Below are 24,105 nucleotides of genomic sequence, written 5' to 3' on the forward strand. Positions count from 1 at the left end.
CCCCACGCGTGCGACGGCCCCGGACCTGCTGGTCCGGGGCCGTCGTCGTCCTGCTCAGCCCTGGGCGGTGGCGGCCAGGGTGAGGGGCCTGGTGGCGGTGGCGTGGTACTCGCTCACCAGCTGGCCGTCGGCGGTGCGCACGGTGCTGGTCTCGCCGAGCACCGCCATGCTGCTGGCGTCCAGGGTCATGGTCCGCACCTCCACGCTGGCCGGGTGGGCGCCGTCCGCGGCGCAGGTCACGGTGTTGGACAGGCGCACCGCTGCTCGGCCGGCGAGGGTGACCTGGCTGGTGGTGGTCTGCGGGTCCTCGCGCAGGCTCGCCGCCAGCAGCTGGCGGAACTGGGTACTGGTGAAGGGGTCGCGCATCGCGTCGGTGGCGGCGGTGAAGACCACGTCGGCGTCGCCGCGCTCGTTGCCCTTCTGCCGGGAGGCCAGCAGCCACGCGCGCAGCGCGGCGGGATCGGTGGGGGCGGCGGCGTAGTCACGGCCCGGGGCGGCGGGGGCGGGTCTGGCGTTGCCGGAGACGTCGCTGCCGTCGAAGCCCTTGCCGTCGAAGCGGATGGTCATCCGCTTCGACGAGTCGATGGCGGTGGTGCGGGTGACGTCGCGGGTCTGGTGGCTGCCGTTGGGGGCACCGGTGATGGCGCCCTGGTCCGCCTTCTGCACCTCGCGCACCGACTCCACCAGGAAGCGGCCCTGCGGGATGGAGCGCACCGCGGTGACCTCGGTGCGGGCCGGGGCGATGTGGGCCGGGGCCGCGCCGGGGGTGGTCTGGTCCTGCTGCGCGGTCATGGCGCCGTAGCCGAGGCCGCCGACGGCGAGCAGCGCCAGGGCGCCGACGCCGAGCCGCGCCAGCGGCGAGCGGCGTGGGGTCGCCGGGGCGCCGACCAGGCCGGAGGCGTCGGTGAGGCTGTCGTGCTGGGTGCTGGTGTTCATGGTCTCTCCTGGGTTCACGGCTGGCGACCACGGGCCCTGCGGTCCGTCGATCGTGCTGACACCCAGAGATGTCGCGGCCCCCGCGGGTGTTACACCACAGGCTCCCCGTGACATGGCACGGCCCGGCACCCCAGCAGGGGCCCGGGCCGTGTCAGCGCAGGTCAGCGTCTACTTGGCGTACTTCTCCAGGCCGTCGGTGGAGCCGCGCGCCATCTGGCCGAACATGTCGGCCGCGGCCTGCTCGTCCCACAGCACCGAGGAGCCGGCCGCGGTGGTGGTGTTGGTGGTGGTGACCGGCACGGCCAGGGTGTGGCCGTCGCCGCTCGACATCTTGAGCATGGCGCTGGCCACGCCGGCCACGTCGCCGGCGCCGGTCTCCTGGCCGCGGGTCACGGCGCTGCCGACGGCCATGTTGAGCCGCCAGTAGCGGATCGGGTTGATGAAGGTCATCGGGCTGGCCGCCTTCTTGGCGATCAGGCCCATAACCTGGCGCTGCCGCTTGGTGCGGCCCAGGTCGCCGGTGGGATCGGCCTTGCGCATCCGCACGTAACCCAGCGAGTCGGTGCCGTCCAGCGTCTGGCAGCCCGCGGGCAGGTCCAGGTGGGAGTCCTTGTCCTTGATCGGGTTGTCCAGGCAGACCTTGATGCCGCCGACCGCGTCCACCACGTTGGCGAAGCCGTCGAAGCCCACCTCCATGTAGTTGTCGATCCGCAGCCCGGTGTCCTGCTCCACGGTCTGCACCAGCAGCTCCGGGCCGCCGATGGAATAGGCGGCGTTCAGCTTGTTCTTGTTGTGGCCCGGGATGGAGACATAGGAGTCACGCGGCAGGCTCACCAGGGCGGGCTTTCCCGAGGGCGGGGTGTAGAGCAGCATCATCGTGTCCGTGCGCTTGCCCCCCTCGGTGCCGGTGCCCAGTTCCTTCTGCTGCTCCGCGCTCAGGTTCTCGCGGGCATCCGAGCCCACCAGCAGGGTGGTGGTGCCGGGCTGCTCGGGCGGCCGGTCCGCGGACGGCTGCTCGTCGAGCCGTGCGGTGCGTGCCAGCGCCAGCATGGGCACCACGGCCAGCCAGACCAGCCAGGCCACCAGGGCGAGCACCAGCCAGCGCAGCCAGCCGCGCCTGCGACTGGCGCGCGGGGCGCGCACCGGACGGGGAGGCTTCGGGGCGGCGGCGGACCGCCGCTCGGTGGGGCGGACCGGGGGAGGGGGCGTGGCGGCCGCCGGGCGCGAGGAGGGCGACGGGGCGGCGCGGCGCGAGAGGTCGTCGGACAGGCTGCGGGAGGAGGAGGGGGTTGCGGCGGGCGCGAAGTCCTTCTCCGAGTGCACCACACGGTCCCGACGAGGCGCCGCGGCCGCTTCCTGGGAAGCCTCCTGTGCCGCCTGGGCGGCCTGGGCGCCGGTCTGCGCGGCACTGGCGCGACGCCGGTCCAGCTCGGCCATCTCCTTGTCGTCGAGGATCCGGGTGCGGTCCGGATTCGGACGTTCGGAGCCGTAGAGCCAGTCCATGTCCGCCTGACGGCGCGGGTCGTCTCGTGGGTCCATGGCGACCAAACTACCCATCAGGGGCCAAGCCCCGGCTGAGGACGTGCGGCGAGCCGACACGCCCCCGAGGTGCGGGGCTGGAAGAATCGGGGCCATGACTTCGCCAGCCCCCTCCGCCGACGTCCGGCGCCCGGTCAGCGTCGCGGACCACCGGCGCCCGGTCAGTGTGGTGATGCCGGTGCTCAACGAGGAGCGGCACCTGGCGGCCTCGGTGGCCGGCGTGCTGGACCAGGACCACCCGATGGAGATCATCCTCGCCGTGGGGCCCTGCACCGACCGCACCTGGGAGATCGCGCAGCAGCTGGCCGCCGCCGACGAGCGGATCCACGTGCTGCGCAATACCAGCGGCACCACCCCCGACGCGCTCAACCTCGCCATCGCGGCCAGCCACCACGAGATCATCGTGCGAGTGGACGCGCACGGGGAGCTGGGGCCTGGCTACATCCGCACCGCCGTGGACCTGCTGGAGCGCACCGGTGCCGCCAATGTGGGCGGTCACATGGCCGCCCGCGGACGCACCCCCTTCGAGAAGGCGGTGGCGGTGGCCTACACCTCGCCGGTGGGCCTGGGCGGGGGCAGCTTCCACCTGGAGAACTCCAAGGAGGGCCCGGCCGAGACCGTCTTCCTGGGCGTCTTCCGTCGCGACGCGCTGGAGGCGGTGGGTGGCTACGACCCGAGCCTGCTGCGCGCCCAGGACTGGGATCTCAACTACCGGCTGCGCAAGATGGGGGAGACCGTCTGGTTCTCCCCGGAGCTCCAGGTCACCTACCGGCCCCGTTCGGACGTGAAGGCCCTGGCCCGACAGTTCTTCCGCACCGGCCAGTGGCGCCGTGAGGTGATGCGGCGCAATCGCGACACCGTCAGCGCCCGCTACCTGGCGCCGCCGGTGGCGGTGCTGCTGATCGCCGGTGGCAGCCTGGCGGGCGCGGCCGGCCTGGCCGGTGGCCCGCGCTGGCTGCGCTGGGGCCTGGCCGCCCCGGCCGGTTACCTGGCCGGCGTGACCGGGGCGGCCGCCCTGATGCGACGTGAGATGGAGCCCGCGGTCCGAGCACGCCTGCCGCTGGTGCTCACCGTGATGCACATGGCCTGGGGTACCGGGGCGCTGCGCGGCCTCCCGGTGGCCGAGCGCGAGGCTGCCACCGACCCCGACGCCTGAGCGGCGCGGGGCCGCGCCGACGGCTCAGAGCAGGGTGGCCCGCTCATCGGCGGCGATCCGGGCCAGCTCCTCGAGCGAGGCCTCACCACGCACCACGACCGTGGAGCCGCCGCCCAGCAGGGGCGCCACCAGCAGGTCGCAGACCGTGGCCCACGGGTCCTCGCCGGGCACCTGCAGCAGGCGGGCCGCACTCGGGCCCACCGCGTCGAGGGCCTCGGCGCCGCGCGGGGAGCGAGCATCGTCCAGCCAGGTCTCCGGCGGATCATTGCGCCAGTGCACGTCGGGCTGGCTGAGCACCTCGGCGTAGTCGGTGACCCCTGCCACCGGCTGCTGCAGGCCGGCGCCCAGCGGGTGCAGCGAGCAGACCACCGTCTCCACGCCCGGCACGGGATGGGACTGCTGCGGGCCGGTCACCGCCAGCTCGACGCGGTCCAGCTCGTCACGGGAGAGCGCCATCACGGTGCCGCCGGACTGCCACACGGCCATGGTCCACACCAGCGAGACCCAATGGCCCGGGTGGGTGAGCAGCAGGGGCAGCGCCACGTCGCCGCCGTCCTCCAGGCCCAGCGAGCCGATCAGGTTCGCGGTCTTGTCCACCCAGTTGGCGAAGGTGCGGGCGCTGAACTCCACCCGGGAACCGTCGGCGGTGTCGTAGCAGGTCAGCAGGGGCTGCGCCCCGTCGCTGGCGACGCGGCGCTCCAGCGCGGCGACGGGATCGTTGGGGGTCCGCATTCACCCCATGGTAGGGGGCGGTGGGGCCGTCGGCACAGCCTGCGTACAGCCGGGGTCCACTAGTCTCGTGGCCATGAGACATGTGGTGATCATGGCCGGAGGCTCGGGGACCAGGCTGTGGCCGCTGTCCCGCAAGGGGGAGCCGAAGCAGCTGCTCGACCTGGTCGACGGCAAGAGCCTGCTCAGGCTCGCCTACGAGCGCGTGGCCGGGATGGTGGACGATGCCAACATCCTGGTCTGCTGCGGCGCCGGCTATACCGACGTGGTGGCCCGGCAGCTGCCGGAGCTGCCCGTCGAGAACCTGCTGGGCGAACCGGTGGGACGGGACTCGCTCAATGCCGTGGCCTGGCCGGCCGCGGTGCTGGCCCGCCGTGATCCCGAGGCCGTGGTGGCGGTGCTCACCGCGGACCAGATCATCACCCCCGTCGAGGCCTTCACCGACGCCTTGGAGCAGGCCTTCCGGGTGGCCGAGGCCGATGCCAGTGCGCTGGTGACCTTCGGCGTCGTGCCCGACAGCCCGCACACCGGCTACGGCTACCTGAAGCGGGGCGAGGCGCTGGCCGCCTTCCCGCAGGCCAGCGAGGTGGTGGAGTTCAAGGAGAAGCCCTCGCTCGAGGTGGCCACCAGCTATGTGGCCAGCGGCAACTACTGGTGGAACTCCGGCATGTTCGTCTGGCAGGCCACCACCGTGCTGGAGCAGCTGCGCCTGTTGCTGCCCGAGACCCACCGCCAGGTGCTGGAGCTGGCCGAGCGTCCCGAGCTGCTCGACGAGATCTACCCGGTGCTTGAGAAGACCTCGGTGGACTACGCGATCATGGAGCCGGTCAGCCAAGGGCGCGGCAGCGCGCACGTCGTGGCCGTGCCGCTGGAGATCGAGTGGTACGACCTGGGCGGTTTCGCCGCCCTGGCCGAGCAGATCGCCACCGACGAGCACGGCAATGCCCGCGAGGGCGTCACCGTCGCGCTGGACGCCAGCAACAACCTGGTCATCAACCGGGGCAACCCGGGCTCCGTGGTGGCCGTGGCCGGCATCAGCCGGATGGTGGTCTGCGTCACGCCGCAGGCCACCCTGGTGGTGCCGCTGGAGCAGTCCCAGCGCGTCAAGGAGCTGGTGGGGCTGGTGGCCGAGCAGGTCGGTCCCGAACTGGCCTGAGAACGGGCTGGGACCCGCGCCGGTCCGGCTGCCCGGAACTGTCGGGCGCCGGCCCTAGTCTTGTGCCATGGCAGAAACCCTGAAGCGGCACCGCGAGAGCGCGGCCTGGCTGGTGCTGGGCGTCAGCGCCCTCTACATCGTGATCTCCCTGGTGCGCTGGGGCCATGCGCTGAGCCGTGGAGCCGGTCTGGCGGAGGCCTCCCGCGGCGTCGGGGGCAGCTCGCTGAGCATCCCGCTGGTGCTGATCTGCCTGGTCGCGGCCCTGGCCTGCGCCCTGATCCGCCCGGCCACCGGGCGGGCCCGCACCATCGTGCGCACCGCCGCCCTGCTGGTGGGCCTGGCTGCCCTGCTGCAGGCCATCTTCCTGCTGGCCGGTCTGTTCGGCGCCCCGAAGGGGATCTTCGGGCTGGTGCTGGAGGTGCTGGGCGGAGCGCTGGAGGTGGCCCTCAAGGCCCTGGCGGCCAGCCTGCTGTGGCGGGCCGCCCGCTCCACGCCGGAACCGGAGCGTGCCGCCGTCGAGCCTGTCGCCGAGACGCCCCCCGCGCCCGCGCGCCGGGCCAGCTGGGATGCCGAGGATGCGGTGGGTGCGGTCTGGACCCGCGCCGGAGATGCCGCCAGCGGGGCCCAGGCCAGTGGCTACGGCCAGTCCGGCAGGCATTCCGGCTGGGATGCCGCCCTGCAGCAGCCCGAGCTGGAGGCTCCCGCCAAGCCCGCTGCTCGCGGCCCGTGGGCCACCGCCGGCGAGCTCGCCACCGACCCGTCGAAGGCCGAGCAGATCGCTCCCGAGGCCGAGATCGGGGCGGATGAACAGGCAGATGTCCAGAAGCCCCGTGGTGGCTGGGATCCGGCCCCGCGCAACTGAATCCAACTGAACGACGCGGCGGCCCAACCTGAAGGGCGGCTGAACCGTGTCCATGGTGTTTGTCAAATGAACACTCCGGCTTGACTCCCAGCCAGTTACACGCGTGTAATTCTCGCAGGGGGACGCGTTGTTGGCGCCCCTTTTTCGTTGCACCGAACAGGTGCGGGGTCGAGAGGATTGAGCATGGGTGAGCTGCTGACACTGATCGCGGACGTCGAGGACGGCGTCCTCGGTTGGCAGGAACGAGCGCTGTGCGCCCAGACCGATCCGGAGGCCTTCTTCCCGGAGAAGGGTGGCTCCACCCGCGAGGCCAAGCGGGTCTGCCAGACCTGTGAGGTCAAGGCGGAGTGCCTCGAGTACGCGCTGGCCAATGACGAGCGCTTCGGCATCTGGGGCGGGCTGTCCGAGCGCGAGCGCCGCAAGCTCAAGCGTCGCGCCTGATCCGTGACCCTCAGCGAGCAGGACTGGAGCTGGGCGCACCAGGACGGACCGATCGACCCGAGACCGATCGACCCGGACATCCTGGCCACCATCCTCGTGGTCCACAACGCCGAGGAATGGCTGGCCCGCACATTGGTGGCGCTGGGCCGGCTGGAGAACCTTCGCCATCTGGTGGCCGTGGACAACGGCTCCACCGACGGCAGCCGCGAGCTGCTCGACAAGGCGCGGGCCGAGGGCCTGGTGAGCGCGATCCTCACCGGCGACGCCAGCTGGGGCTTCGGCCGGGCCGTGCAAGAGGCCGTCGACCAGCTCGACGAGCACCGCAGCTGGCTCTGGCTGCTCCACGACGACGTGGAGCCCCAGCGCAGCAGCCTGGACGAGCTGCTGCGCTGCACCACCACCGAGCCCGCCCCTGACCTGGTCATCCCCAAGCTGCTGCAGCCGCGCCGCCGCAACCATCCCGACCGGATCGCCGAGGTGGGCCAGACCATCTCCGCCGGGGGACACCGCGTGCTGGCCGTCGACGACGGCGACCTGGACCAGCAGCAGACCACGGCCACCGAGGTCCTGGGCGGTTCCAGCGCCGGCCTGCTGGTGCGTCGCAGCGCCTGGCAGCAGCTGGGCGGGATGGACCCCGCGATCCCGCTCTTCCGCGACGGCGTGGAGCTGGGCTGGCGCGCCAACGAGGCCGGCCTGCGCGTGGTGACCTGCCCCGCCGCGGCCATCCACCATCGACGCGCGGGCCGCACCCAGGTGCGCGAGTCCGCCCTGGCCCCGCGGCCCGACCGTACCGACCGCATGCTCGGCCACCGGCTGGTGGCGGCCCACAGCGCCCGGCCTGCGCTCACCACCCTGCGCCTCGCGCTGGGTGGCCTGCTGGACGCCCTGGGTCACCTGCTCGGCAAGGCGCCCGGCGCCAGCGCCGATGCCCTGGGGGCCGTGCGCGACCTGCTCTCCAGCCGACGCGAGACCGCGGCGCTGCACCAGCGGCTGGCCGCCCGCGGCGAGGTGCTCCCCGTGGATGCGTTGCGTCCACCGCGGTGGCACATGCTGCGCCACCGCACCGACCGGCTGGCCGGATGGGTGGCCGACCGGCTGCTGCCGGAAGCGGAGAACGAGGTGAGCCTCGACGAGCTCACTGCTGGCGAGGACGCGGTGGTGCACGAGAACCGGCGCAGCCATGCCCTGGCCTGGTTGGTGGCCGCCGTCGTGCTGCTCACCGCCGTGGCCGGGCGTCGGCTCTTCGGCCTGGGGGAGCTGAGCGGTCCCGCTCTGGCCCCCGCGCCAGCGCACCTCACCGGCGCCCTGGATGCCTGGCTGCGCAGCCCGCACGGCGCGCAGGGCGCGAACCCCACCTGGCTGGGGATCGGCGCGCTCGGCTCGCTGCTCGCGCTGGGCCGCCCCGACTGGTTCGCCGTCGCCGGCCAGCTGCTGGCCGTGCCGCTGGCGATGCTGGCCAGCCTCCCGCTGTGGCGTCGCCTGCTGCCGCGCCGTGAGCCCGACGCGGAGCGCACCCCCACCCTGCTGCGCCGCCGCCGCAGCCAACAGCTCGCCCTGCTCGCCGCCGCCTGGGGCCTGGTGCAGCCCGTGCTGGGCCTGACCGGCAGCGGGCGCCCCAGCTCGCTGCTGCTGGCCGTCGTGCTGCCGCTCGCCGCGGCCTGCCTGCTGGCCTGGTGGCAGCAGGACAGTTCCGGCGTCGAGTCCTGGCGCGCCCCGGCCGGGCTGGCGCTGTGCACCCTGTTGGCGAGCGCCGCCGTCCCCGTGCTGTGGCTGGTCGCCCTGGTGGCAGCCGTCGTGGTCGCCCGTCGCCGTGGCGAGTGGAGCCGGTTGGCGGTGCTGCTGGTGCCGCTGCTGGCCCTGGCGCCCTGGCTGGTGCGCTGCGCCGGCGAGCCTGCCCGGCTGCTCACCGGCAGCGACCCGCGGCTGGTGGCCGACGGCGCCCCGTGGTGGGTGCTGCTGCCCGGCGCCCTGCTGCTCTGGTTGGCCGCGCTGGCCGGCAGCTGGCGCCGCCCCCAGCCCTGGCTGGTGGCGCTGGCCGTGGTCGCCTGGGCACTGGGAACGGTGCTGCCGAAGCTGTGGCTGCCCGGTCGCGCCGCCGACCTGCGTCCCGATGGCGACGGCTGGCTGCTGATCGCCTGCCTCACCCTGCTGGCCATGGCGCTGCAGGGCTGGAGCGCGCTGCCCAACGGCGGACTGTTGCCGCTGGTGGCGCGGCTGGGGCAGGCCGTCGCGGCCCTGCTGGCCCTGTTCGTCGCCCTGGCGGCGCTGTGGTGGGCCGGCTGGGCAGGTGCCGGGGTGCACCGCAGCGGCAGCGAGCTCCCGGCCCACGTCGTCGCCGTGCAGGACTCCGTGCGCCGCAGCCGGGCCCTGGCCATCGACCTGGACCGGCATGGCTGGAACCTGGTGGCCGACGACCAACCGCGGTGGGGCAGCGCCGAGCAGCCCGTCGTCCCGGAGGCCGGCGCCCGTGGCGAGCTGGAGTCCCTGGTGCACGAACTGCTCTCCGGCGCCAGCTCCGACCAGCTGGCCCGCCGTGCCACCGCGCTGGACATCGGTCACCTGTGGATCCGCGGAGCGGACGAGGACCTGGTGGCGGCCATCTCCGACAGCCCCGGGCTCGGTCCGGCCGAGCAGGTGGGCCGTGACACCACCTGGACCGTGGTGGGTCCGGTGACCCGCCAGCACGACTGGTACGGCCCCCGGGCCTGGTGGCCTGCCGGTTTGCTGGGACTGTGCAGCGCCGCACTGCTGCTGCTCGCCGCACCCAGCTCACAGCCGGCCGCGGGACCGCGCCGGGCCCGTGAGGACAGCCGCCCGACGAGGGGAGTGGCCCGATGAGACGAGCCGCCACCGTGGCCGCGCTGGCGATCGGCGGCCTGGCTGCCGCAAGCCTTGGCCTGTACCAGGCACCACGCGTGCCCGCACCCGACCCCGGCGGCACCATGGTGAGCCGGACGCTCGCCTGCCCGTCGGCCCCACGCCGAACCAGCGACGCCCTGCTGGTGACCGCGAAGGGCGGTGCGACCAGCAGCGCCGCGGCCCCCGCACAGGCCAGCGCCCTGCCGGCCGGAGACCCACAGCCTGCCGGCGGCGTGCAGGCCTCGGCCGGGGCGATCCGCTGGTGGGGCGAGTGCCAGGCGCCCGCCCAGGAACAGCTCGTCCTGCTGCCCGACTCGCAGGGAACCAGCCTGCTGCTGGCCAACCCCGGCGACGACGACGCCCGCGTCGACATCACGCTGCTGGCCACCGAGGGGCGGGTGCAGGCCGTCGGCACCAGTGGCATCACGGTCCCGGCGCACGGCCAGCGGGTCGTGCCGCTGTCGGTGCAGGTGCCCCAGCAGACGCCCTTCGCGGCGCGGGTGGTGGCCAGCCAGGGCCGGGTCTCCGCCTGGGGTGTGATGGAGGGCGAGACCGGGCGCGACTACGCCGGCTCCACCGAGGCCGGCCGCAACGGTGTGCTGGGGGCGCTCCCCGCCGCCGAGCGCAGCCTGGTGCTGCTGGCCAATCCCGGCGAGCAGCGCGCCACGGCCAGGCTGGTGATGTACACCGCGCACGGTCCCGTGGTGCCCAGTGGCGCCGAGCGCGTGGTGCTGGAGGCCGGTACCAGCCAGATGGTGGACATCAGTGCAGCCCAGGCCGGCGAGCAGGTCTCACTGGGCTTCAGCAGCGACCAGGACGTCGCGATGGCCGCCGTGGCCCAGCAGGGCAAGGACCTGGCCGCCGGTGCCGCTCATCCGACCGCGACCGCTGGCCAACTGGTCTCCCCGGGCGCCGGCACGCTGCTGCTGTCCAATCCTGCCGAGCAGGCCACCACGGTCACGCTGGCCGGGGGGATCGAGCGCAGCGTCCAGCTGCCGGGCGGCAGCTCGGTCCCGGTGGCGCTGCCGAACCAGCCGGTGCTGGTGCGCTGGAGCGCCGAGGGCCCGGTGCAGGCCGCGGCCTCCTGGACACAGGGCGGCCTGGCGATGGGCGGCTCCCAGGGCGTCGGCGCGGTGCGCCAGCGCGAGCCGCTGCAGGTCGAGCCGGGGCTGCGCTGAGTCCTACCAGTCCTCGTCGTCCAGTTCGGGGTCGATGTCGCGCACGTGCTGCGCGGTGAGCGCGGCCAACTGCTCCACCAGGGTGCGATGCACCAGGTCCCGCAGCTCGCCGCGGGTGGCTGCGCGGTGCTCCAGCGGCCGTCGGTAGACCACGATCTGGGCGGGGCGCAGGCTGGTGGCCTCGACGCAGACCCCCAACGGAACCCGGTCGCCCGACCACATCGTGGCCAGGTAGGGGACCTCCTCGACGCCCACGTCGACGCCGTCCAGACCGCCCGGGTAGGTGCGCCCGATCCGGGCCACGGCCTCGGTCACCGCGCCGGTGAAGAAGTCCTGCCGGCCCATGCTGCGACGCAGCGGAACCACCCTGCCGGTGTAGGGATTGGGCAGCGCGATGGGTCCGCGCAGGCCACGGTCATGGCGGTCACGTCGGCGAGGCATGCCCGACACTGTACGCGTCTTGATAGCCTCGCCCGGTGACGTCGAGACGCTGCACCAAGACCGGCTGCAATGCCCCTGCCGTGGCGACCCTCACCTATGTCTACGCGGACTCCACCGCCGTGCTCGGACCGCTGGCGCCCGAGCACGTGCCCGGCTCCTACGACCTGTGCCACGTGCACTGCGAGGCGATGGGCGTGCCGCGCGGCTGGGAGGTGATCCGGCTGCCGGACATCACCGACGTCCCGCCGGCTGCCAGCGGTGACGACCTGATGGCCCTGGCCGACGCGGTACGCGCGGTGGGGCTGCGCCACGACGAGGTGCTGCCCGCCTCGGTGCCGCAGCCGGAGGGCGCCGAGGTGGTGGTGCTGGCCGAGCGGCGCCACCTGAGGATGATCGCGGACGCGGATCCGCAGGCGCGCTGAACGGCCCCGCAACAGGCAGCGGATCTGCTGAAGAGCCGTCCGATCCGGGGTCTTGACTTCTGCAAACGGGCGATGCCTGCCAAGATCAGACAGACGACCGGCTGGGGAGCCGGGCGCAACGACCACGCCAATCGGGGGATGGGCCATGGGGAACAGTTCACTGACGTCGTCCACGGGGATCAGGACGGGTGTCCAGCACGCCCGCGCGGTGGCGCCGCTGCTGGTGCTCGGCGGGCTGCGCGGCCGGACCACCGGTGCCGAGCCAGAACTGGACGCAGACCTCGCCCGCCTGGCGGGCGCCGCCTATGCCGATGTCGCCCGGCTGGCAGGCCAGAGCCTCGTCCTGGCCCATGACACCCGGGCCGGCGGGCAGGAACTCTCCCGTGCCGTCGCCGACGGCGCCCGATCGCGCGGTGCCCACGTCGTCGACATGGGGCTGGCGAGCCTGGACCATCTGGCCTTCGACGCCGGACTGCTCGAGGTGCACGGCGTGCATGTCGGCGCTCCGGGCGGCGACGAGCAGAGCAATGGGCTCACCTTCCTGCTGCCCGATGCCACGCCCGCCGACCCGGCCACCACGGCGGTGGTGGTGGAGCGCATCGAGCAGTTCCTGGCCGACGGCCTGGTGGAGCTGGAGCCGCGCGGCAGCCTCGGCGCCGACGACACCCTGGCCGACTACGCCCGCCAGCTGCGCGACCTGGCCCCCGTGGCGGCCGAGGGTCTCCTCGTCGTGGTGGGTGCGGCGGGGCCGCTGAGCCCGGCGTTGGTGGAGGCCGTGCTGGTGACCGTGGGCGTCGCTCTGGTGCGCACCGACGGGCCCGGGGTCGACCAGGTGCGCGGTGCCGTGCTGCAGCACGGTGCCCGGGCCGGCCTGGTGCTCGACGACGACGCGTCGCGCTGCACCGTGCTGGACGAGCACGGTCGGGTGGTGGAGGCCACCACCGTCGCCACCCTGCTGGAGCGTCACCTGCCCGAAGGCCAGGCGCCGCAGCTGGGCGAGGACGGCCTGGCCCGCTTCGCCGACCACTACCTGGCCCCCAGCGGGCTGCTGCTGGCCCGTCGCGTGCTGGCGCTGCTGGCCGGCCAGACCCAGCCGCTGTCCGTGCTGGTCGCCGAGGCCCGGGGCCTGCAGTGCCAGGTGCTGGACCTCGCGGTCTCCGACCCGCAGGCCGCGATCGGCGCGGTCCGCCAGGGCTTCCAGCACCACCACGTCACCAGCAGCACCGGCGACGAGCTGCTGCTCAGCGGCCAGGCGGGCCGCCGTGGCGACTACCGGATCGGGCTGCGCGCCCACGAGGCGGCGGTCCAGGTGCTGGTGGAGGCCAGCGACACCGAGGTGATGGCGGCGCTGCGCGAGGACCTGCGCGAGATCGTGGCGCGCGTCGCCTGAGGGCGACCCGGGCGCGTCGGGACGGGCCCTAGACTGGCCCGGTGGATCCGCAGCAGCGGACGCGAGACCAACCAGGAGCCCCGATGCCCGACCAGATGGAACTGTCCGCCACCTTCCTCGAGATCGCGGCCTGCCCGTCCTGCCACAGCAAGTTCGCGGTGGACTACGACCGTCACGAGCTGGAGTGCACCAACAGCGCCTGCGCGCTGGCCTTCCCGGTGCGCGACGGCATCCCGGTGCTGCTGGTCGACGAGGCGCGCCGCCCGGGCGCGACCGGGGCCGGCGCCGAGGCCTGAGATGGGCCTGGACTTCGACGACTCCCGGCTGGACGACCCGGCGGCCCTGGCCGCCGTGGACAGCCAGCTGCGCCAGCTGGCCTCAGCCGGGGCACGGGTCCGGGTGGCCGCCGAGGCCACCAGCCAGCTGCCCGCCGGCGGCTTCGAGGCCCTGGACCGGCCGCGCGGTGTGATCTGTCTGGGTGCGGAGGCCCGGCTGGTGCGGGCCCTGCTGGAGCCGGTCTGCCCGGTGCCCTTCGTGGCCTGGGGGATCGACGGGCTGCCCGGCTGGGTGGGCCCGCTGGACCTGGTGGTGGTGCTGGCCAGCGAGGGCAGCGAGCCCGATCTGATGGGCGCGGTGGCCGAGGCGGTGCGCCGTGGCGCCGCGGTGATGGTGGCCGCCAACCCGGATTCCCCGATCGCCGAGCAGGCCGCCAGCCGCAACACCCTGGTGCTGCCCACCCGGATGGGCGACCCGCTGGCCACCGTGATCGTCGTGCTGGAGGTGCTCCATGAGCTGGGCCTGGGCCCGTCGGTGAGCAGCGAGGCCGTGGCCCGCACCGCCGACGCGGTGGCCGAGGACTGCTCGCCGCACCGTGACCTGTCCGCCAACCCCGCCAAGGACCTGGCGCTGGCGCTGGCCGACGCCGAGCCGCTGGTCTGGGGCGGCTCCGTGCTCGCCGCGCGGGCTGCGCGCCGCGTCGCCGAGGCGCTGCGCCGTGCCACCGGGCGCCCCGCACTGGCTGCCGACCTGGGCGCCCTGCTGCCGGTGCTGGCCTCCTGCGCACCGCGCGATCCCTTCGCCGACCCCTTCGACGAGTCCGGCACCCCGCTGCCCTCGGTGCTGGTGGTGCTGGACGACGCCGAACCCGATGAGCGGGTGCGTCGCGAGCGCGGCCAGCTGGTCAGCCTGGCCGAGCGCCAGGGGGTGCGGGTCTGCCCGGTGGCCGTCGAGCATGCCGCCGAGGGAGGTCCGCTGGAGCGCTACGTCGAACTGCTGCAGCGCGGGCTGTACGCGGCCACCTACCTGGAACTGGGACTGTCCGGACACGAGGAGCGACGATGAGGGTGCTGGTGCTGAACGGGGTCAACCTGGGCCGGCTGGGCAAGCGGCAGCCGGAGGTCTACGGCAGCACCACCCATGCCGAGCTGGCCGAGCACCTGGTGCAGACCGGGCGGGGGCTGGGGCTCGAGGTGGAGGTGCGCCAGACAGATTCCGAGGCCGAGATGGTGGGCTGGCTGCACGAGGCCGCCGACGAGCAGCTGCCTGTTGTGCTGAACCCCGCGGCCTGGACCCACTACTCGATCGCCATCGCCGACGCGGTGGTGCAGGTGCCGCGGGTGATCGAGCTGCACATCAGCAATGTGCACGCCCGCGAGGACTTCCGTCGCCACAGCGTGGTCGGTCCCTACGTGGAGGGAACCATCGCGGGCCTGGGCCTGGGCGGCTATGACCTGGCGCTGGCCCACATCGCCGCTACTTCACCTGCGTGAGCGCCTGGCCCACCAGCGGCGCCAGCTCCTCGGTCTCCAGGTCGGTGGTGGTGATCAGCACCGTGATCCTGCCCTTGGTCTGCGCACAGGCCCGCACGGTGGGGCCGGAGGCGCAGGGGACGCCGCTGATCGGGACGTACTTTCCCTTGCTGAACTGGGTGACGAGCTGCTTGGCGTCGCCGGTGCCGTCATTGCGACCGCGCAGCGTGAGGATGGCCATCTCGTTGTTGTAGCCGCCCACGATCCAGCCGTTGGAGGTGTCCTCCTCCACCTTGGTCCAGGCGCCGATCTTCTCGGGCAGGGTGGGGATGGCGCCGCTGCTGACCTGCTGCGAGACCTGGGCGGAGGCCTGGGCCTTGGCGCTGTCGGTGCTGCGGGCCGCGGCAGGGGTGCTGGCGGCCGCCGAGCTGCTGGTCGGAGCCGTCGCCGCGCCGGTGGACGACGGGCTGCTGGCCGGCGTGGCGGCACCGGTGGCGACGCTGCTGGTGGCGGGGCTCGCCGTGCCGGCAGCCGAGGAGGAGGTGCTGGGGCTGGTGCTGCTGCCGGGGGCCTGGTTGGCGCAGCCGGTGGCCGCCAGGACGGCGACGACGGCGAGGGCGGACAGGCGACGGTTCATGGCAGACCTCCGGGGCGTGGTGGGACCTGGCCAGTCTGTCAGCTCGGTGGGGGCCACGGCGTGCTGGCACGCCGCCCGACGACTGGTCGGGGGTCGACTGAAGGTGTGCTGAGACGGGTCCTTGCGCCAGCGTGAAGTCTCGACCAGCAGGCTTGGGACTATGAGGGTCGTCATGTGAGAGTGAGGGCATGTCCCCCGAGAACCATCCCCTGTCACGACGTTCCCTGCTGCTGGCCGGCGCCGGTGGCCTGGCCCTGGGCGCGAGCGGTGTGGCCGAGCTGCCCGCCCTGGCCGCCACCGCCCGTCGCTCCAGCCTGACCCGCTACAGCGGCACCGGCTTCACCGGTGGCCACAACGGCACCGCCGCCACCACGGCCGGTCTGCTCTTCTCCCGGTCTGTGGTGCTGCAGCGCTGGAATGACGTGCACACCGGCCGTCGGCTCACCTTCGAGCTGGCGCAGTGGACCGGCCCGGTGGTCAACACCGGCTATGCCGCCACCGAGCTGGTGGCCTCCTGGAATGCCGCCACGCCGGTGGGTACCGCGGTGCGGATCAAGCTGCGGGCCCGCAATGCGGCCGGCACCTGGTCGCGCTGGTTCGACATGGCGCTGTGGGGCTCCTCGTCGGCCAATGCCACCAGCCCCACCCGGACCACCTACAACGGCCAGTCCGACGCCGTGGCGCGCGTCGCCACCGACACGCTCAAGGCGGTGGCAGGAACCAGTCTCACCGGCTTCCAGCTGCGCATCGACCTGCTGCGCAGCAAGGGAGTCACGGCCAAGCCCGTGGTGCGACAGGCGGCCGTGGTGGCCTCCACCACGCCGCAGTCCAGCACCCCGGTGAGCCCGGTGGGCGTGGCCCGCAGCACCGCGCTGGCGGTGCCCGCCTACAGCCAGATGCTGCACGTGGGCCACTACCCGGCCTGGAACGGCGGGGGAGAGGCCTGGTGCTCGGCCACCAGCGTCGCCATGGTGCTGGACTTCTGGAAGAAGGGCGCCAGCGCGGCGGAGACGGCCTGGGTGCGGCCCACCCCGCACACCAATCCGCAGGTGGAGCAGGTGGTGCGCGGCGTCTGGGACGCCGGTTACAAGGGCACCGGCAACTGGCCCTTCAACGTGGCCTATGCACACGCCCGCGGCCTGTCCGGCTTCGTCACCCGGCTGCGCAGCCTGACCGAGGCGGAGCTCTTCATCAAGGCGGGCATCCCGCTGGTGGTTTCCACCAGCTTCAGTTCCAGCCAGCTGAGCGGTGCCGGTTTCGGCACCAATGGCCACCTGATGGTCATCAAGGGCTTCGACGCCAGCGGCAACGTGCGGGTCAACGACCCGGCCTCCTCGCTGAAGGCCAGCAATGCGCTGGTGCCCAGGACCTACAACCGGGCGCAGTTCGAGTCGGCCTGGGGCCGCAGCGGTGGCCTGGCCTACGTGATCCATCCCGCCGGTCGCACCCTGCCCGCGAAGCCGGCCGGCGCCGCCTGGTGACATGAGGCGGATCTGACCTGGGTCGGACACGACGACGGCCCCCGCCTGGGCGGGGGCCGTCGTGCGTCGTGCGTCGCCGGTGGAGCCGGCTGGTGGTTCAGCGGTCCTGGTCGCCGCCCTTGCCGCCCTTGCCCTTGTCGGAGAAGCTCTCCCAGATCTCCTGGCACTCGGGGCAGACCGGGAACTTCTCGGGATTGCGGCTGGGCACCCAGACCTTGCCGCACAGCGCCACCACGGGGGTGCCCATCACCATCGCCTCGGTGAGCTTGGCCTTGGGCACGAAGTGGCTGAACCGCTCGTGATCGCCCTGTTCGGCGTCGAGGACGCGCTCGTCGATGACGGTCTGGGATCCCGGGGACAACTGCTGCTGGGTCATGGCGATGATTCTAGGCCTGGACGCAAGGTGGTGCCTTGCGCCTCACTGTCCCCGGGCAGCGCGGCGCACGACGAGGCCCAGCGCCAGCCCTGCGCCGACCACGGTCACTGCTGGGGGGACTGGCAGGCTGACCAGGACGATGCCGACGAGGCACAGGTCCCAACCACGCGCGGCCCCGAGCAGGGCACCGACGGGCAGGACACCGGCCTCGGTCATCACCAGACCCGTGGAGAAGTCCGGCGCGGGCGCGCTGGAGAGGCGGACGGCTGCGGCGAGACTGAGCAGGGCCACCGCGAGCAGCGTCGTCACACCGGACCCGCCCGCCAGCAGGGTGGCCCCGCCGAGCAGGACGGCATTGCTGAGCGCGAGGGCGGCGGCGCCGGCCGTCAGCCAGACCGGCGAGTGGAGCAGGCTGCGGTGCAGGCCGGCCGAGGCGAGCACGGTGCGCAGCCCGCCCAGTGCGATCGCGAGCAGGACGGTCTGTCCGGCGAGCAGGAGGGTCGGCGCGGCGGTCGCGGGCAGCTCGATGGCGAGCAGGTCCAGCGCCAGCAGGGCGAGGAGCAGGGCTGGGTAGCGGAAGACCACCCGACTGACATCCACCCGTGCGACGGCACGTGCCCCTCGACCGGTACTCGGCAGGCGTCGCGAGCCTCGCTGCAGCCGGGCCGCCACCAGATCCAGCATCAGCACCTGGCGAGCCCCCAGGCTGGCGCCCATCATCGCGTCGGTCCGGCGCCCGGCGGTGGCCAGCGAGAAGCGGTCCAGACGGCCGAGGTGCCGCCAGGTGAACCAGCCGCAGCTGGCGCAGAGTCCCGCCAGGAGCGCCAGCGTGGCAGCAGCCGGGAGGATTCTGGTGAGGATGAGCAGCACCACGACGCCCACCGCGCCCACAAGCTTCGACCGTGTGCCGCGGGCTGTCCAGGCCTGCGAGGAGGCCGCCAGCAGCCAGCCGCACGGCGGCGCGAGCACGAGGGAGACCAGCCAGGGGCCGGCGGTCCCCGTGGCCAGATGGAGCAGCACCGTGCCGGCCAGGCCGACCAGCAGTGCGAGCACGAGCTGGCGCAGCAGCTGGGGACGCAGCAGGTCGGCCCGGTCGACGGGGGAGGCCAGCAACCAGGCGGCCAGTTCAGGGGTGGTGTGCAGCGGCCCGGTCAACCAGCCGCCCATCAGGGAGGTGAGTGTGGCCATGATCGTCAGGCCGGATCCCAGGGTGGTCAGCGCGGCCGGCGAGGAGACCGCGGCCGGGACTGCGCTGGAGGCCAGCGAACCAAGCGCTGCGGCGACGAGCAGGACGGCGAAGCTGGTCACGTAGATCTCCATCGCGCCCCGCCGCCGTCCGGCCGGCTGGGTGAGGGCCAGCAGTTCGCGTGCTGCAGGGGTGCTCATCTCTCCACTGTCCCACGGTCAGGGTCGGTGGAGGTCGGGGGCGTGTGCCACAGCTGCCAGGGCAGCAGGGCCGAGCTGGCCAGGGCTCCGACGGCGGCCACGGCGATGGCGGCGCGTGGGCTGGTCGAGGAGGCGAGGAAGCCGAAGGCCATCACGAACAGGGGTTGACCGGTGCGCTGGGTGATGGACCACGCTGCCAGCACCCGCGCCATGTGGTCGTCGTCGGTGGCATTCATCCGGACGGTGGCGAAGGTCGGGTTGTGGACGGCCGCGACCAGCAGCAGGATCCAGTTGCTGGCGATCACGACCACCAGACCCCAGAAGCCTGGTGGGGCCCAGATGATGGGTGCGACGAACAGGGTCTTGGCGACGCCGGAGACCAGCAGGGTGCGGTGCTGGCCCAGGCGCGTCACCAGGCGAGGTGTGAGGACCGATCCCATCAGGCCGCCCAGACAGGGCAGGCCGATGGTCAGGCCGTACTGCCATGGGGTGAAGCCCAGGTCGCGCAGCATCAGGACGGACGTGATGGGCGCGGTGGCCATCAGGAAGCTGGAGAAGAGCGTTCCGTGCAGCAGGAGGAGCCGTAGGTCGGGGACGGCCCAGATGTAGCGCCAACCGCTGGTCACGTCGCGGAGCCAACCGGTGCTGACCAGAGCCGGTGGCTCGGGCTCCGGGCGTCTGATGCGACGGATCCCCGCTGCGGATGCCAGGTAGGCGAGCGCGTTGGCGGCCATGCTGGCTGGTGCGCCCAGCGCGGAGACCAGCAGGCCGCCCAGCGGGGCACCGACGACATTGACGGTCCAGAAGCTGGCCTCGAACCGACTGTTCGCCTGCACCCGGACGGCGCGCGGGACGAGTGCCTTCAGGTGGGCACCCGAGGCGGCCGTGAAGCAGATGGTTCCGGTGGCGGCGATCACCGCCACCAGGGAGAGCTGGGTGAAGCTCAGCAGCCCGAAGTGGACCGACAGTGGGACGCTCATCAGGGCCAGCGCGCGCACCACGTCGGCCAGGACCATCACGGGACGCTTGCGGCGGCGCTCGACCAACGGGCCTGCTGGTAGCGCCAGGGCCGCGCTGACCAGACCCGACAGGCCGGCCAGGAGGCTGACCTGCCAAGCCGGGGAGTCCAGTGCGAGCACCGCGACCAGTGGCATGGCACCTGATCCGATGGAGCCACCCAGGTCGCTGGCCGTCCGTGCCATCCAGAGCCGCCGAAAGTCAGCATCCAGCCGCTCGAGCTGCGTCTCGCTGGCGAGAGCGGGTGGTGTGCCGAAGGTCATCAGCCGAAGCTAGCGGCGAGCTCTGACAGTTCTGTGGGTGTCATCGCGCGCGTGCTCGGATCGGTTGGAGAACTGTCCAAAGGTGCAGGACCGGCCGCTCTAGGCTCACCCGTGGAAGGTCACCAGGTTCGAGGAGCTGCCGCATGTCCCCACGTCCCGACATCGTGTGCATCTGCGGGTCCATGCGTTTCGCTCGCGAGATCCGGGAGCTCGCAGCGCGTCTCACGCTCGACGGGGTGATCGTGCTCGCACCTGGTGAGATCGCCCTCGTGCATGGCACCGGTCCCACCGACGAGCAGAAGGAGAGTTTGGACGCGCTCCATCGCAGCAAGATTGATCTGGCCGACCGAGTCGTCGTCGTGAACCCCGGTGGATACGTCGGTGATGCCACGCGCGGCGAGATCGCCCACGCCCGATCCATGGGCAAGCCGGTGTGCTTCACGGAGCCCTGTCCGTGAGGCGGGAACTGGCTTGGGGTGACGTGCCGAACCTACGAGACCTGGGCGGACTGCCGGGCCGGAAGGGCAGGACGCGCTTCGGCCGAGTCGCTCGCGGACCACGCCGGGAGAGCCTGGACGCCACCGGCTGGCGAGGAGCTGCCGCTTGGGGTCTGAGGACGATCATCGACCTCAGGTGTGACTACGAGATCGGTTCCCAAGACGGTGACCCGGTGGCGTGGATTCCGGACACCGTGACCGTCGTCCAGGCCCCGACGGAGGACCATGAGGATCCGGCCTTCCAGCAGACCTGTTTCCCGATCCTGGATTCGCCCGCCTACTGGCCCCACAACCTGCGCCTGTTGCCCGACCTGGTGCGCGGCACTCTGGAGGCCATCGCCGAAGAGGAGCCCGGGGTCCTGGTGCACTGCAGCGCCGGACGTGACCGCACCGGCATGGTCTCCGCCATCCTGCTGGCCAATGCCGGTGTGGCGCCCGAGGTGATCGCCGACGACCATGAGCTCTCCGTGCGCGCCATGGCCGGCAGGGCCAGCCATGCGCCCACGTACGACGCCCAGACCACCTGGGGCGAGCAGGAGATCGACGAGTGGGTGGACACCACCCGTCCGCTGGTCATCTGGTTTGCGCGGGACGTCCCGGGTCACCTCGATGCCCTGGGGCTCGGCGATGCCACGGGACAGGCTGCGCTCACTACTGCTGGACTGAACTCGCAGTGGCTCTCGGCTCCTGCAGAAGCGTGCGTGCTCGCTGCAGCAGCAGCTCCATCACGCCCCTGGTGCGAAAGTTCGCTTCCGCCTCGGGATCATTGCCGAACAGGTACTCGTCATCGAGTTCCACCAGGTCCTGGAGCTCTTCAGGCCCTTCGTGGCCGATCAGGTGCATGGCGGCCAGGAATTGCTGCCCGCTGATCCGGCCGGAGAGGAAGTCGTCGGCCCTCTCGCGAGCGAAGGCCCAGGGGTCATGCTCGGCCTGCTGTTTGTGCACGGACCTGGACGACGACCACATGTGCCAATGATGGCAGCCGCCCCGCGGTACCCGGGATCCCGGCACGGCTCGCACCGGTGAGGTCCCTGTCGATCCGCTCAGCCTGCTGGAGCAACGGTCTTCGACAGGATCCAGGCGTGCTTGCCCACCTGCCGACCGCAAACGAAGCCGAGATCCTCGAGCAGCTCGACGGTGCCGGTGAACAGGAATCGTCCCTGTGCTGCACGCCCGGCGGTGGTCTCGCTGATCGCCTCGACCAGGCCACCTCCGGCAGAACCGATCAGCTCCAGGGCCCCCTCGATTGCCACCCTCGCGAGCCCCTGTCCACGGTGCTTGGCGTCCACATAGACACAGGTGAGACGCCAGTCCGGCGTCGGTGGGGGCTCCTTGTCGTAGGCCCGCCGGTGCTTGATCCCGGCGAGCTCGCTCGGCGTCCCGTACTGGGCCCAGGCCTGGCAGCGGCCCTCCTCGTCCAGCACGAGCGCGGCATGCGCCTCGTCGTCGACGACCCGTTGGTGCTTGACCTGCCGGTGGGCTGAGCGCGGGACCTTGCCGCACTCGGGGTGGTACCCGATGCACCAGCACCCGCCGTAGACACCATTGTTGCGCTCGACGAGTTCAGCGAAGGCGTCCCAGGTGCTCGGAGACAGTGCCACCACGGAGAAGGGGGAGCGCGGTGCGTCGGTCATGGCCGCTCCATCTCGTCGAGGGCCGCGAGGACGTCGAGGGTCACCTGCTGGGCGAGGTGGGCATCGTGGTCCGGCAGGCCGGGTTCGAGCAACAGGTGGCCGTGCCCGGGATACAGGTGGACCTCGAGGTTCGCGTGGGAGGTCCGCCAGGCCTGGGCCGCGGCAAGGTCACCGTCGTCGACGAAGAAGGGGTCGTGGTCGGTGGCGAAGACGTGCACCGGACAGTCGGGCCACCGGCCGGGCAGCTGAGCGGGTGCGATGAAGGAGTGCAGGAGCACGCCTCCGACCGCGCCCGGACGCTTCTGCAGCAGATGCTGGGCGACGACGACGCCCAGCGACAGGCCGGCGTAGACCACGTCGTCGGGCTGGGCGGAGCAGGCCTGTTCCGCCCGCTGCAGGAGGGCCCCGTCGCCGATGCTCCCGACGTGGGCCAACCCCTCGGACAAGTTGTCAAAGGTCCTGCCCTCGAACAGATCCGGGGTCACGACCTCGTGTCCCGCCTCCCGGATCCGGTCAGCGAGCCCGATCACGCCCGGAGTGAGGCCCAGCACGTGGTGGAACAGGATCATCGTCGTCATGGCACGACCCTAGGGCCGTGGGCTGACAGTTTGGCGCTGACTGTGCATTGGATCGGGCGCTCGACACACTGAGACCGGAGGACCAGGCGACCGGCCAACTGATCTGCCGAGATGGCTTGAACCAGGTGGGGTGGCAGACCTGCTTCCCCGATGTCACAACTTCCGCATGTAGGCGGCCAGGGGAACCGCGTGGAAGCCCAACTGCTCGTACAGCCGGCGGGCTGGGGCGTGAAACGCGTCGCCGCCCGTTCCCAGCTCGACGAACCCGCGACCGTTCCGGCGCATCTGCTCCATGGCATGGTTCATCAGTGCGGCTCCAGCACCGTGGCCTCGGGCCGACGGCGAGACGGCCAGGAGCTCGACGTGGGCATGATCTGGGCGGGAGTCCTCGCGCCAGATGACATACCCGATCAGCTCGTCACCCGCGTAGGCCACTGTCGTGTGGCAAGGGCCCGCAGCCTTCAACAGCTCGGGGAGTTGTCGGGCATAGTCGCCCCGCCAGTTTCCGTGCTGGTGGGAGACGAGTTCCTCATCCTGGTTCACGCACTCCGGAAAGCTCTCTTCGAAGAAGGGCTGGAAGGTGGCGAGTGTCAGGCTCAGAAGTTGGGGTAGTCAGACTCTTCGTAATCGCGCAGGTGCATGTCGTGCTCTTTCGCTAAGGGATGCTTGATCGCCTCGGGGGATGACCGCGGCACTTGGAAGCACCTGTCTCAGCGAGTGCGCGTCTGTGCAAATGACTGCATGAGTGGGATTGTCCCCTGTGAATGCTCAAGTGCCAAGCACCTTGCGTCGCCTTTGGGCGCCCATCGACCCGTGGAGGCCGCTCGACCTGAGAAAGTGGAGGCATGGGTGGCCGTGTCATCCCGCTCTGCGGAGACTCCAGCGTCGGGAAGACATCCGTTGCCGAACAGCTCCAACTGCAGTTGACTGATCCGTTTCTTCATGTGGGTCTGGACCACTTCTTCTCGATGTTTCCGCACCACTGGAAGGGCCACCCCCGCGGCCCGGGGCCCGGGTTCTGGTACGAGGACACCATCGACCCGGACGGCAAGCCTCGGGCGCAGATCCGCCATGGCGATGCAGGCGATCGGATGCTGGCTGGGATGCGCGCAGCTGTGAACGCTCTTCTGGAGGTGGGCAATGACGTCATCGTGGACGAGATGCCCATCAACGAGTCCATCCTCCCCAGCTGGCGACAGAGCTTGGTCGCGAGGGAACAGTTCTGGGTCAAGCTCACCGCCCCGCTCACGGTCCTCGAAGCCCGCGAACAGGGCCGAGCCAAGGGCCAAAAGCTCGGGAATGCCGGGACTGCCCCGGGTTTGGTTGACACTGACATCTCAGGTCCGTGAGGGCCTGGTGAGAGGATGCATGTCATGCCC

26 protein-coding genes are annotated in these 24,105 nt (G+C 72.2%); 15 read left to right on the plus strand and 11 right to left on the minus strand.

All coding sequences use genetic code 11. The features are described from left to right. Positions 1-54: 54 nt before the first annotated feature. Both ABD073_RS02025 and ABD073_RS02030 read right to left on the minus strand, forming a co-directional pair. The gene (locus ABD073_RS02025) at positions 55-936 is read right to left on the minus strand and encodes a hypothetical protein (protein WP_343872055.1); all 882 of its coding nucleotides are present in this window, start codon (positions 934-936) and stop codon (positions 55-57) included. A 168-nt stretch (positions 937-1,104) separates the two neighbouring features. Beyond that, positions 1,105-2,475: an LCP family protein gene (locus tag ABD073_RS02030; protein ID WP_343872056.1), complete on the minus strand. Its 1,371-nt coding sequence runs from the start codon at positions 2,473-2,475 to the stop codon at positions 1,105-1,107. 94 nt (positions 2,476-2,569) lie between these two features. Between ABD073_RS02030 and ABD073_RS02035 the strand changes: the two genes are divergently transcribed. Next, on the plus strand, positions 2,570-3,631 hold the full coding sequence (locus ABD073_RS02035; protein ID WP_386751272.1) for a glycosyltransferase family 2 protein: 1,062 nt from the start codon (positions 2,570-2,572) through the stop codon (positions 3,629-3,631). Between the two features lie 24 nt (positions 3,632-3,655). Here ABD073_RS02035 and ABD073_RS02040 read toward each other — a convergent pair whose 3' ends face one another. Next, positions 3,656-4,363, minus strand: coding sequence for a TIGR03089 family protein (locus tag ABD073_RS02040; protein WP_343872057.1), 708 nt, complete (start codon positions 4,361-4,363; stop codon positions 3,656-3,658). Positions 4,364-4,436: 73 nt separating this feature from the next. On the opposite strand from ABD073_RS02040, the gene ABD073_RS02045 reads away from it, so the two are divergent. From ABD073_RS02045 to ABD073_RS02065, 5 genes are all read left to right on the plus strand, one after another. Continuing rightward, positions 4,437-5,516 carry a mannose-1-phosphate guanylyltransferase gene (locus ABD073_RS02045; protein WP_343872058.1) on the plus strand — a complete coding sequence of 360 codons (1,080 nt, stop codon included), beginning with the start codon at positions 4,437-4,439 and terminating at the stop codon, positions 5,514-5,516. Between the two features lie 67 nt (positions 5,517-5,583). Beyond that, positions 5,584-6,378: a hypothetical protein gene (locus ABD073_RS02050; RefSeq protein ID WP_343872059.1), complete on the plus strand. Its 795-nt coding sequence runs from the start codon at positions 5,584-5,586 to the stop codon at positions 6,376-6,378. A gap of 183 nt (positions 6,379-6,561) precedes the next feature. Continuing rightward, a complete protein-coding gene (locus tag ABD073_RS02055; protein ID WP_343872060.1) occupies positions 6,562-6,819 on the plus strand; it encodes a WhiB family transcriptional regulator in 258 nt (85 codons plus the stop codon). 3 nt (positions 6,820-6,822) lie between these two features. Beyond that, complete coding sequence (locus ABD073_RS02060; RefSeq protein WP_343872061.1) at positions 6,823-9,657, plus strand: glycosyltransferase; 2,835 nt, start codon at positions 6,823-6,825, stop codon at positions 9,655-9,657. Next, complete coding sequence (locus tag ABD073_RS02065) at positions 9,654-10,856, plus strand: DUF5719 family protein (RefSeq protein ID WP_343872062.1); 1,203 nt, start codon at positions 9,654-9,656, stop codon at positions 10,854-10,856. Before ABD073_RS02060 ends, ABD073_RS02065 begins: the two co-directional genes overlap by 4 nt. A 3-nt stretch (positions 10,857-10,859) precedes the next feature. Here the strand turns inward: ABD073_RS02065 and ABD073_RS02070 are convergent, their stop codons facing one another. Beyond that, complete coding sequence (locus tag ABD073_RS02070) at positions 10,860-11,297, minus strand: metallopeptidase family protein (protein ID WP_343872063.1); 438 nt, start codon at positions 11,295-11,297, stop codon at positions 10,860-10,862. A gap of 35 nt (positions 11,298-11,332) precedes the next feature. Here ABD073_RS02070 and ABD073_RS02075 point away from each other — a divergent pair, with 35 nt between their 5' ends. From ABD073_RS02075 to ABD073_RS02095, 5 genes are all read left to right on the plus strand, one after another. Further along, complete coding sequence (locus ABD073_RS02075) at positions 11,333-11,719, plus strand: DUF3499 domain-containing protein (protein ID WP_343872064.1); 387 nt, start codon at positions 11,333-11,335, stop codon at positions 11,717-11,719. A 145-nt stretch (positions 11,720-11,864) separates the two neighbouring features. Next, a complete protein-coding gene (locus ABD073_RS02080) occupies positions 11,865-13,109 on the plus strand; it encodes a phosphohexomutase domain-containing protein (RefSeq protein ID WP_343872065.1) in 1,245 nt (414 codons plus the stop codon). An 83-nt stretch (positions 13,110-13,192) separates the two neighbouring features. Then, positions 13,193-13,405 carry a Trm112 family protein gene (locus tag ABD073_RS02085; RefSeq protein ID WP_343872067.1) on the plus strand — a complete coding sequence of 71 codons (213 nt, stop codon included), beginning with the start codon at positions 13,193-13,195 and terminating at the stop codon, positions 13,403-13,405. Between the two features lies 1 nt (position 13,406). Continuing rightward, a complete protein-coding gene (locus tag ABD073_RS02090) occupies positions 13,407-14,450 on the plus strand; it encodes an SIS domain-containing protein (RefSeq protein WP_386751276.1) in 1,044 nt (347 codons plus the stop codon). Further along, the gene (locus ABD073_RS02095) at positions 14,447-14,878 is read left to right on the plus strand and encodes a type II 3-dehydroquinate dehydratase (RefSeq protein ID WP_343872068.1); all 432 of its coding nucleotides are present in this window, start codon (positions 14,447-14,449) and stop codon (positions 14,876-14,878) included. Before ABD073_RS02090 ends, ABD073_RS02095 begins: the two co-directional genes overlap by 4 nt. Here the strand turns inward: ABD073_RS02095 and ABD073_RS02100 are convergent. Continuing rightward, on the minus strand, positions 14,862-15,494 hold the full coding sequence (locus tag ABD073_RS02100; RefSeq protein WP_343872069.1) for a hypothetical protein: 633 nt from the start codon (positions 15,492-15,494) through the stop codon (positions 14,862-14,864). The two genes, ABD073_RS02095 and ABD073_RS02100, sit on opposite strands and share 17 nt — an antisense overlap. A gap of 188 nt (positions 15,495-15,682) precedes the next feature. Between ABD073_RS02100 and ABD073_RS02105 the strand changes: the two genes are divergently transcribed. Then, complete coding sequence (locus tag ABD073_RS02105; protein WP_343872071.1) at positions 15,683-16,975, plus strand: C39 family peptidase; 1,293 nt, start codon at positions 15,683-15,685, stop codon at positions 16,973-16,975. Between the two features lie 97 nt (positions 16,976-17,072). Here ABD073_RS02105 and ABD073_RS02110 read toward each other — a convergent pair whose 3' ends face one another. From ABD073_RS02110 to ABD073_RS02120, 3 genes are read right to left on the minus strand one after another with little or no spacing between them, the layout of a single operon-like run. After that, positions 17,073-17,351: a DUF3039 domain-containing protein gene (locus tag ABD073_RS02110; protein ID WP_343872072.1), complete on the minus strand. Its 279-nt coding sequence runs from the start codon at positions 17,349-17,351 to the stop codon at positions 17,073-17,075. Positions 17,352-17,393: 42 nt separating this feature from the next. Continuing rightward, complete coding sequence (locus tag ABD073_RS02115) at positions 17,394-18,737, minus strand: DUF6297 family protein (RefSeq protein ID WP_343872074.1); 1,344 nt, start codon at positions 18,735-18,737, stop codon at positions 17,394-17,396. Then, on the minus strand, positions 18,734-20,017 hold the full coding sequence (locus tag ABD073_RS02120; RefSeq protein ID WP_343872075.1) for an MFS transporter: 1,284 nt from the start codon (positions 20,015-20,017) through the stop codon (positions 18,734-18,736). The genes ABD073_RS02115 and ABD073_RS02120 overlap by 4 nt, the downstream gene beginning before the upstream one ends. A 143-nt stretch (positions 20,018-20,160) precedes the next feature. On the opposite strand from ABD073_RS02120, the gene ABD073_RS02125 reads away from it, so the two are divergent. Both ABD073_RS02125 and ABD073_RS02130 read left to right on the plus strand, forming a co-directional pair. Then, the gene (locus tag ABD073_RS02125; RefSeq protein ID WP_343872076.1) at positions 20,161-20,475 is read left to right on the plus strand and encodes a hypothetical protein; all 315 of its coding nucleotides are present in this window, start codon (positions 20,161-20,163) and stop codon (positions 20,473-20,475) included. A 23-nt stretch (positions 20,476-20,498) separates the two neighbouring features. Continuing rightward, complete coding sequence (locus ABD073_RS02130) at positions 20,499-21,383, plus strand: tyrosine-protein phosphatase (protein ID WP_343872087.1); 885 nt, start codon at positions 20,499-20,501, stop codon at positions 21,381-21,383. A gap of 174 nt (positions 21,384-21,557) precedes the next feature. Here the strand turns inward: ABD073_RS02130 and ABD073_RS02135 are convergent, their stop codons facing one another. The 3 genes from ABD073_RS02135 to ABD073_RS02145 form a co-directional block, all read right to left on the minus strand. After that, a complete protein-coding gene (locus ABD073_RS02135) occupies positions 21,558-22,148 on the minus strand; it encodes a GNAT family N-acetyltransferase (protein WP_343872077.1) in 591 nt (196 codons plus the stop codon). Continuing rightward, positions 22,145-22,726, minus strand: coding sequence for a dienelactone hydrolase family protein (locus ABD073_RS02140; protein ID WP_343872078.1), 582 nt, complete (start codon positions 22,724-22,726; stop codon positions 22,145-22,147). The genes ABD073_RS02135 and ABD073_RS02140 overlap by 4 nt, the downstream gene beginning before the upstream one ends. A 153-nt stretch (positions 22,727-22,879) precedes the next feature. Beyond that, the gene (locus ABD073_RS02145; protein ID WP_343872079.1) at positions 22,880-23,269 is read right to left on the minus strand and encodes a GNAT family N-acetyltransferase; all 390 of its coding nucleotides are present in this window, start codon (positions 23,267-23,269) and stop codon (positions 22,880-22,882) included. A 302-nt stretch (positions 23,270-23,571) separates the two neighbouring features. Between ABD073_RS02145 and ABD073_RS02150 the strand changes: the two genes are divergently transcribed. After that, positions 23,572-24,075, plus strand: coding sequence for a phosphotransferase-like protein (locus tag ABD073_RS02150; RefSeq protein WP_343872080.1), 504 nt, complete (start codon positions 23,572-23,574; stop codon positions 24,073-24,075). Positions 24,076-24,105 lie beyond the last annotated feature (30 nt).

Origin of the sequence: Luteococcus peritonei (assembly GCF_039526385.1) — a bacterium.
Classification (GTDB): Bacteria; Actinomycetota; Actinomycetes; order Propionibacteriales; family Propionibacteriaceae; genus Luteococcus; species Luteococcus peritonei.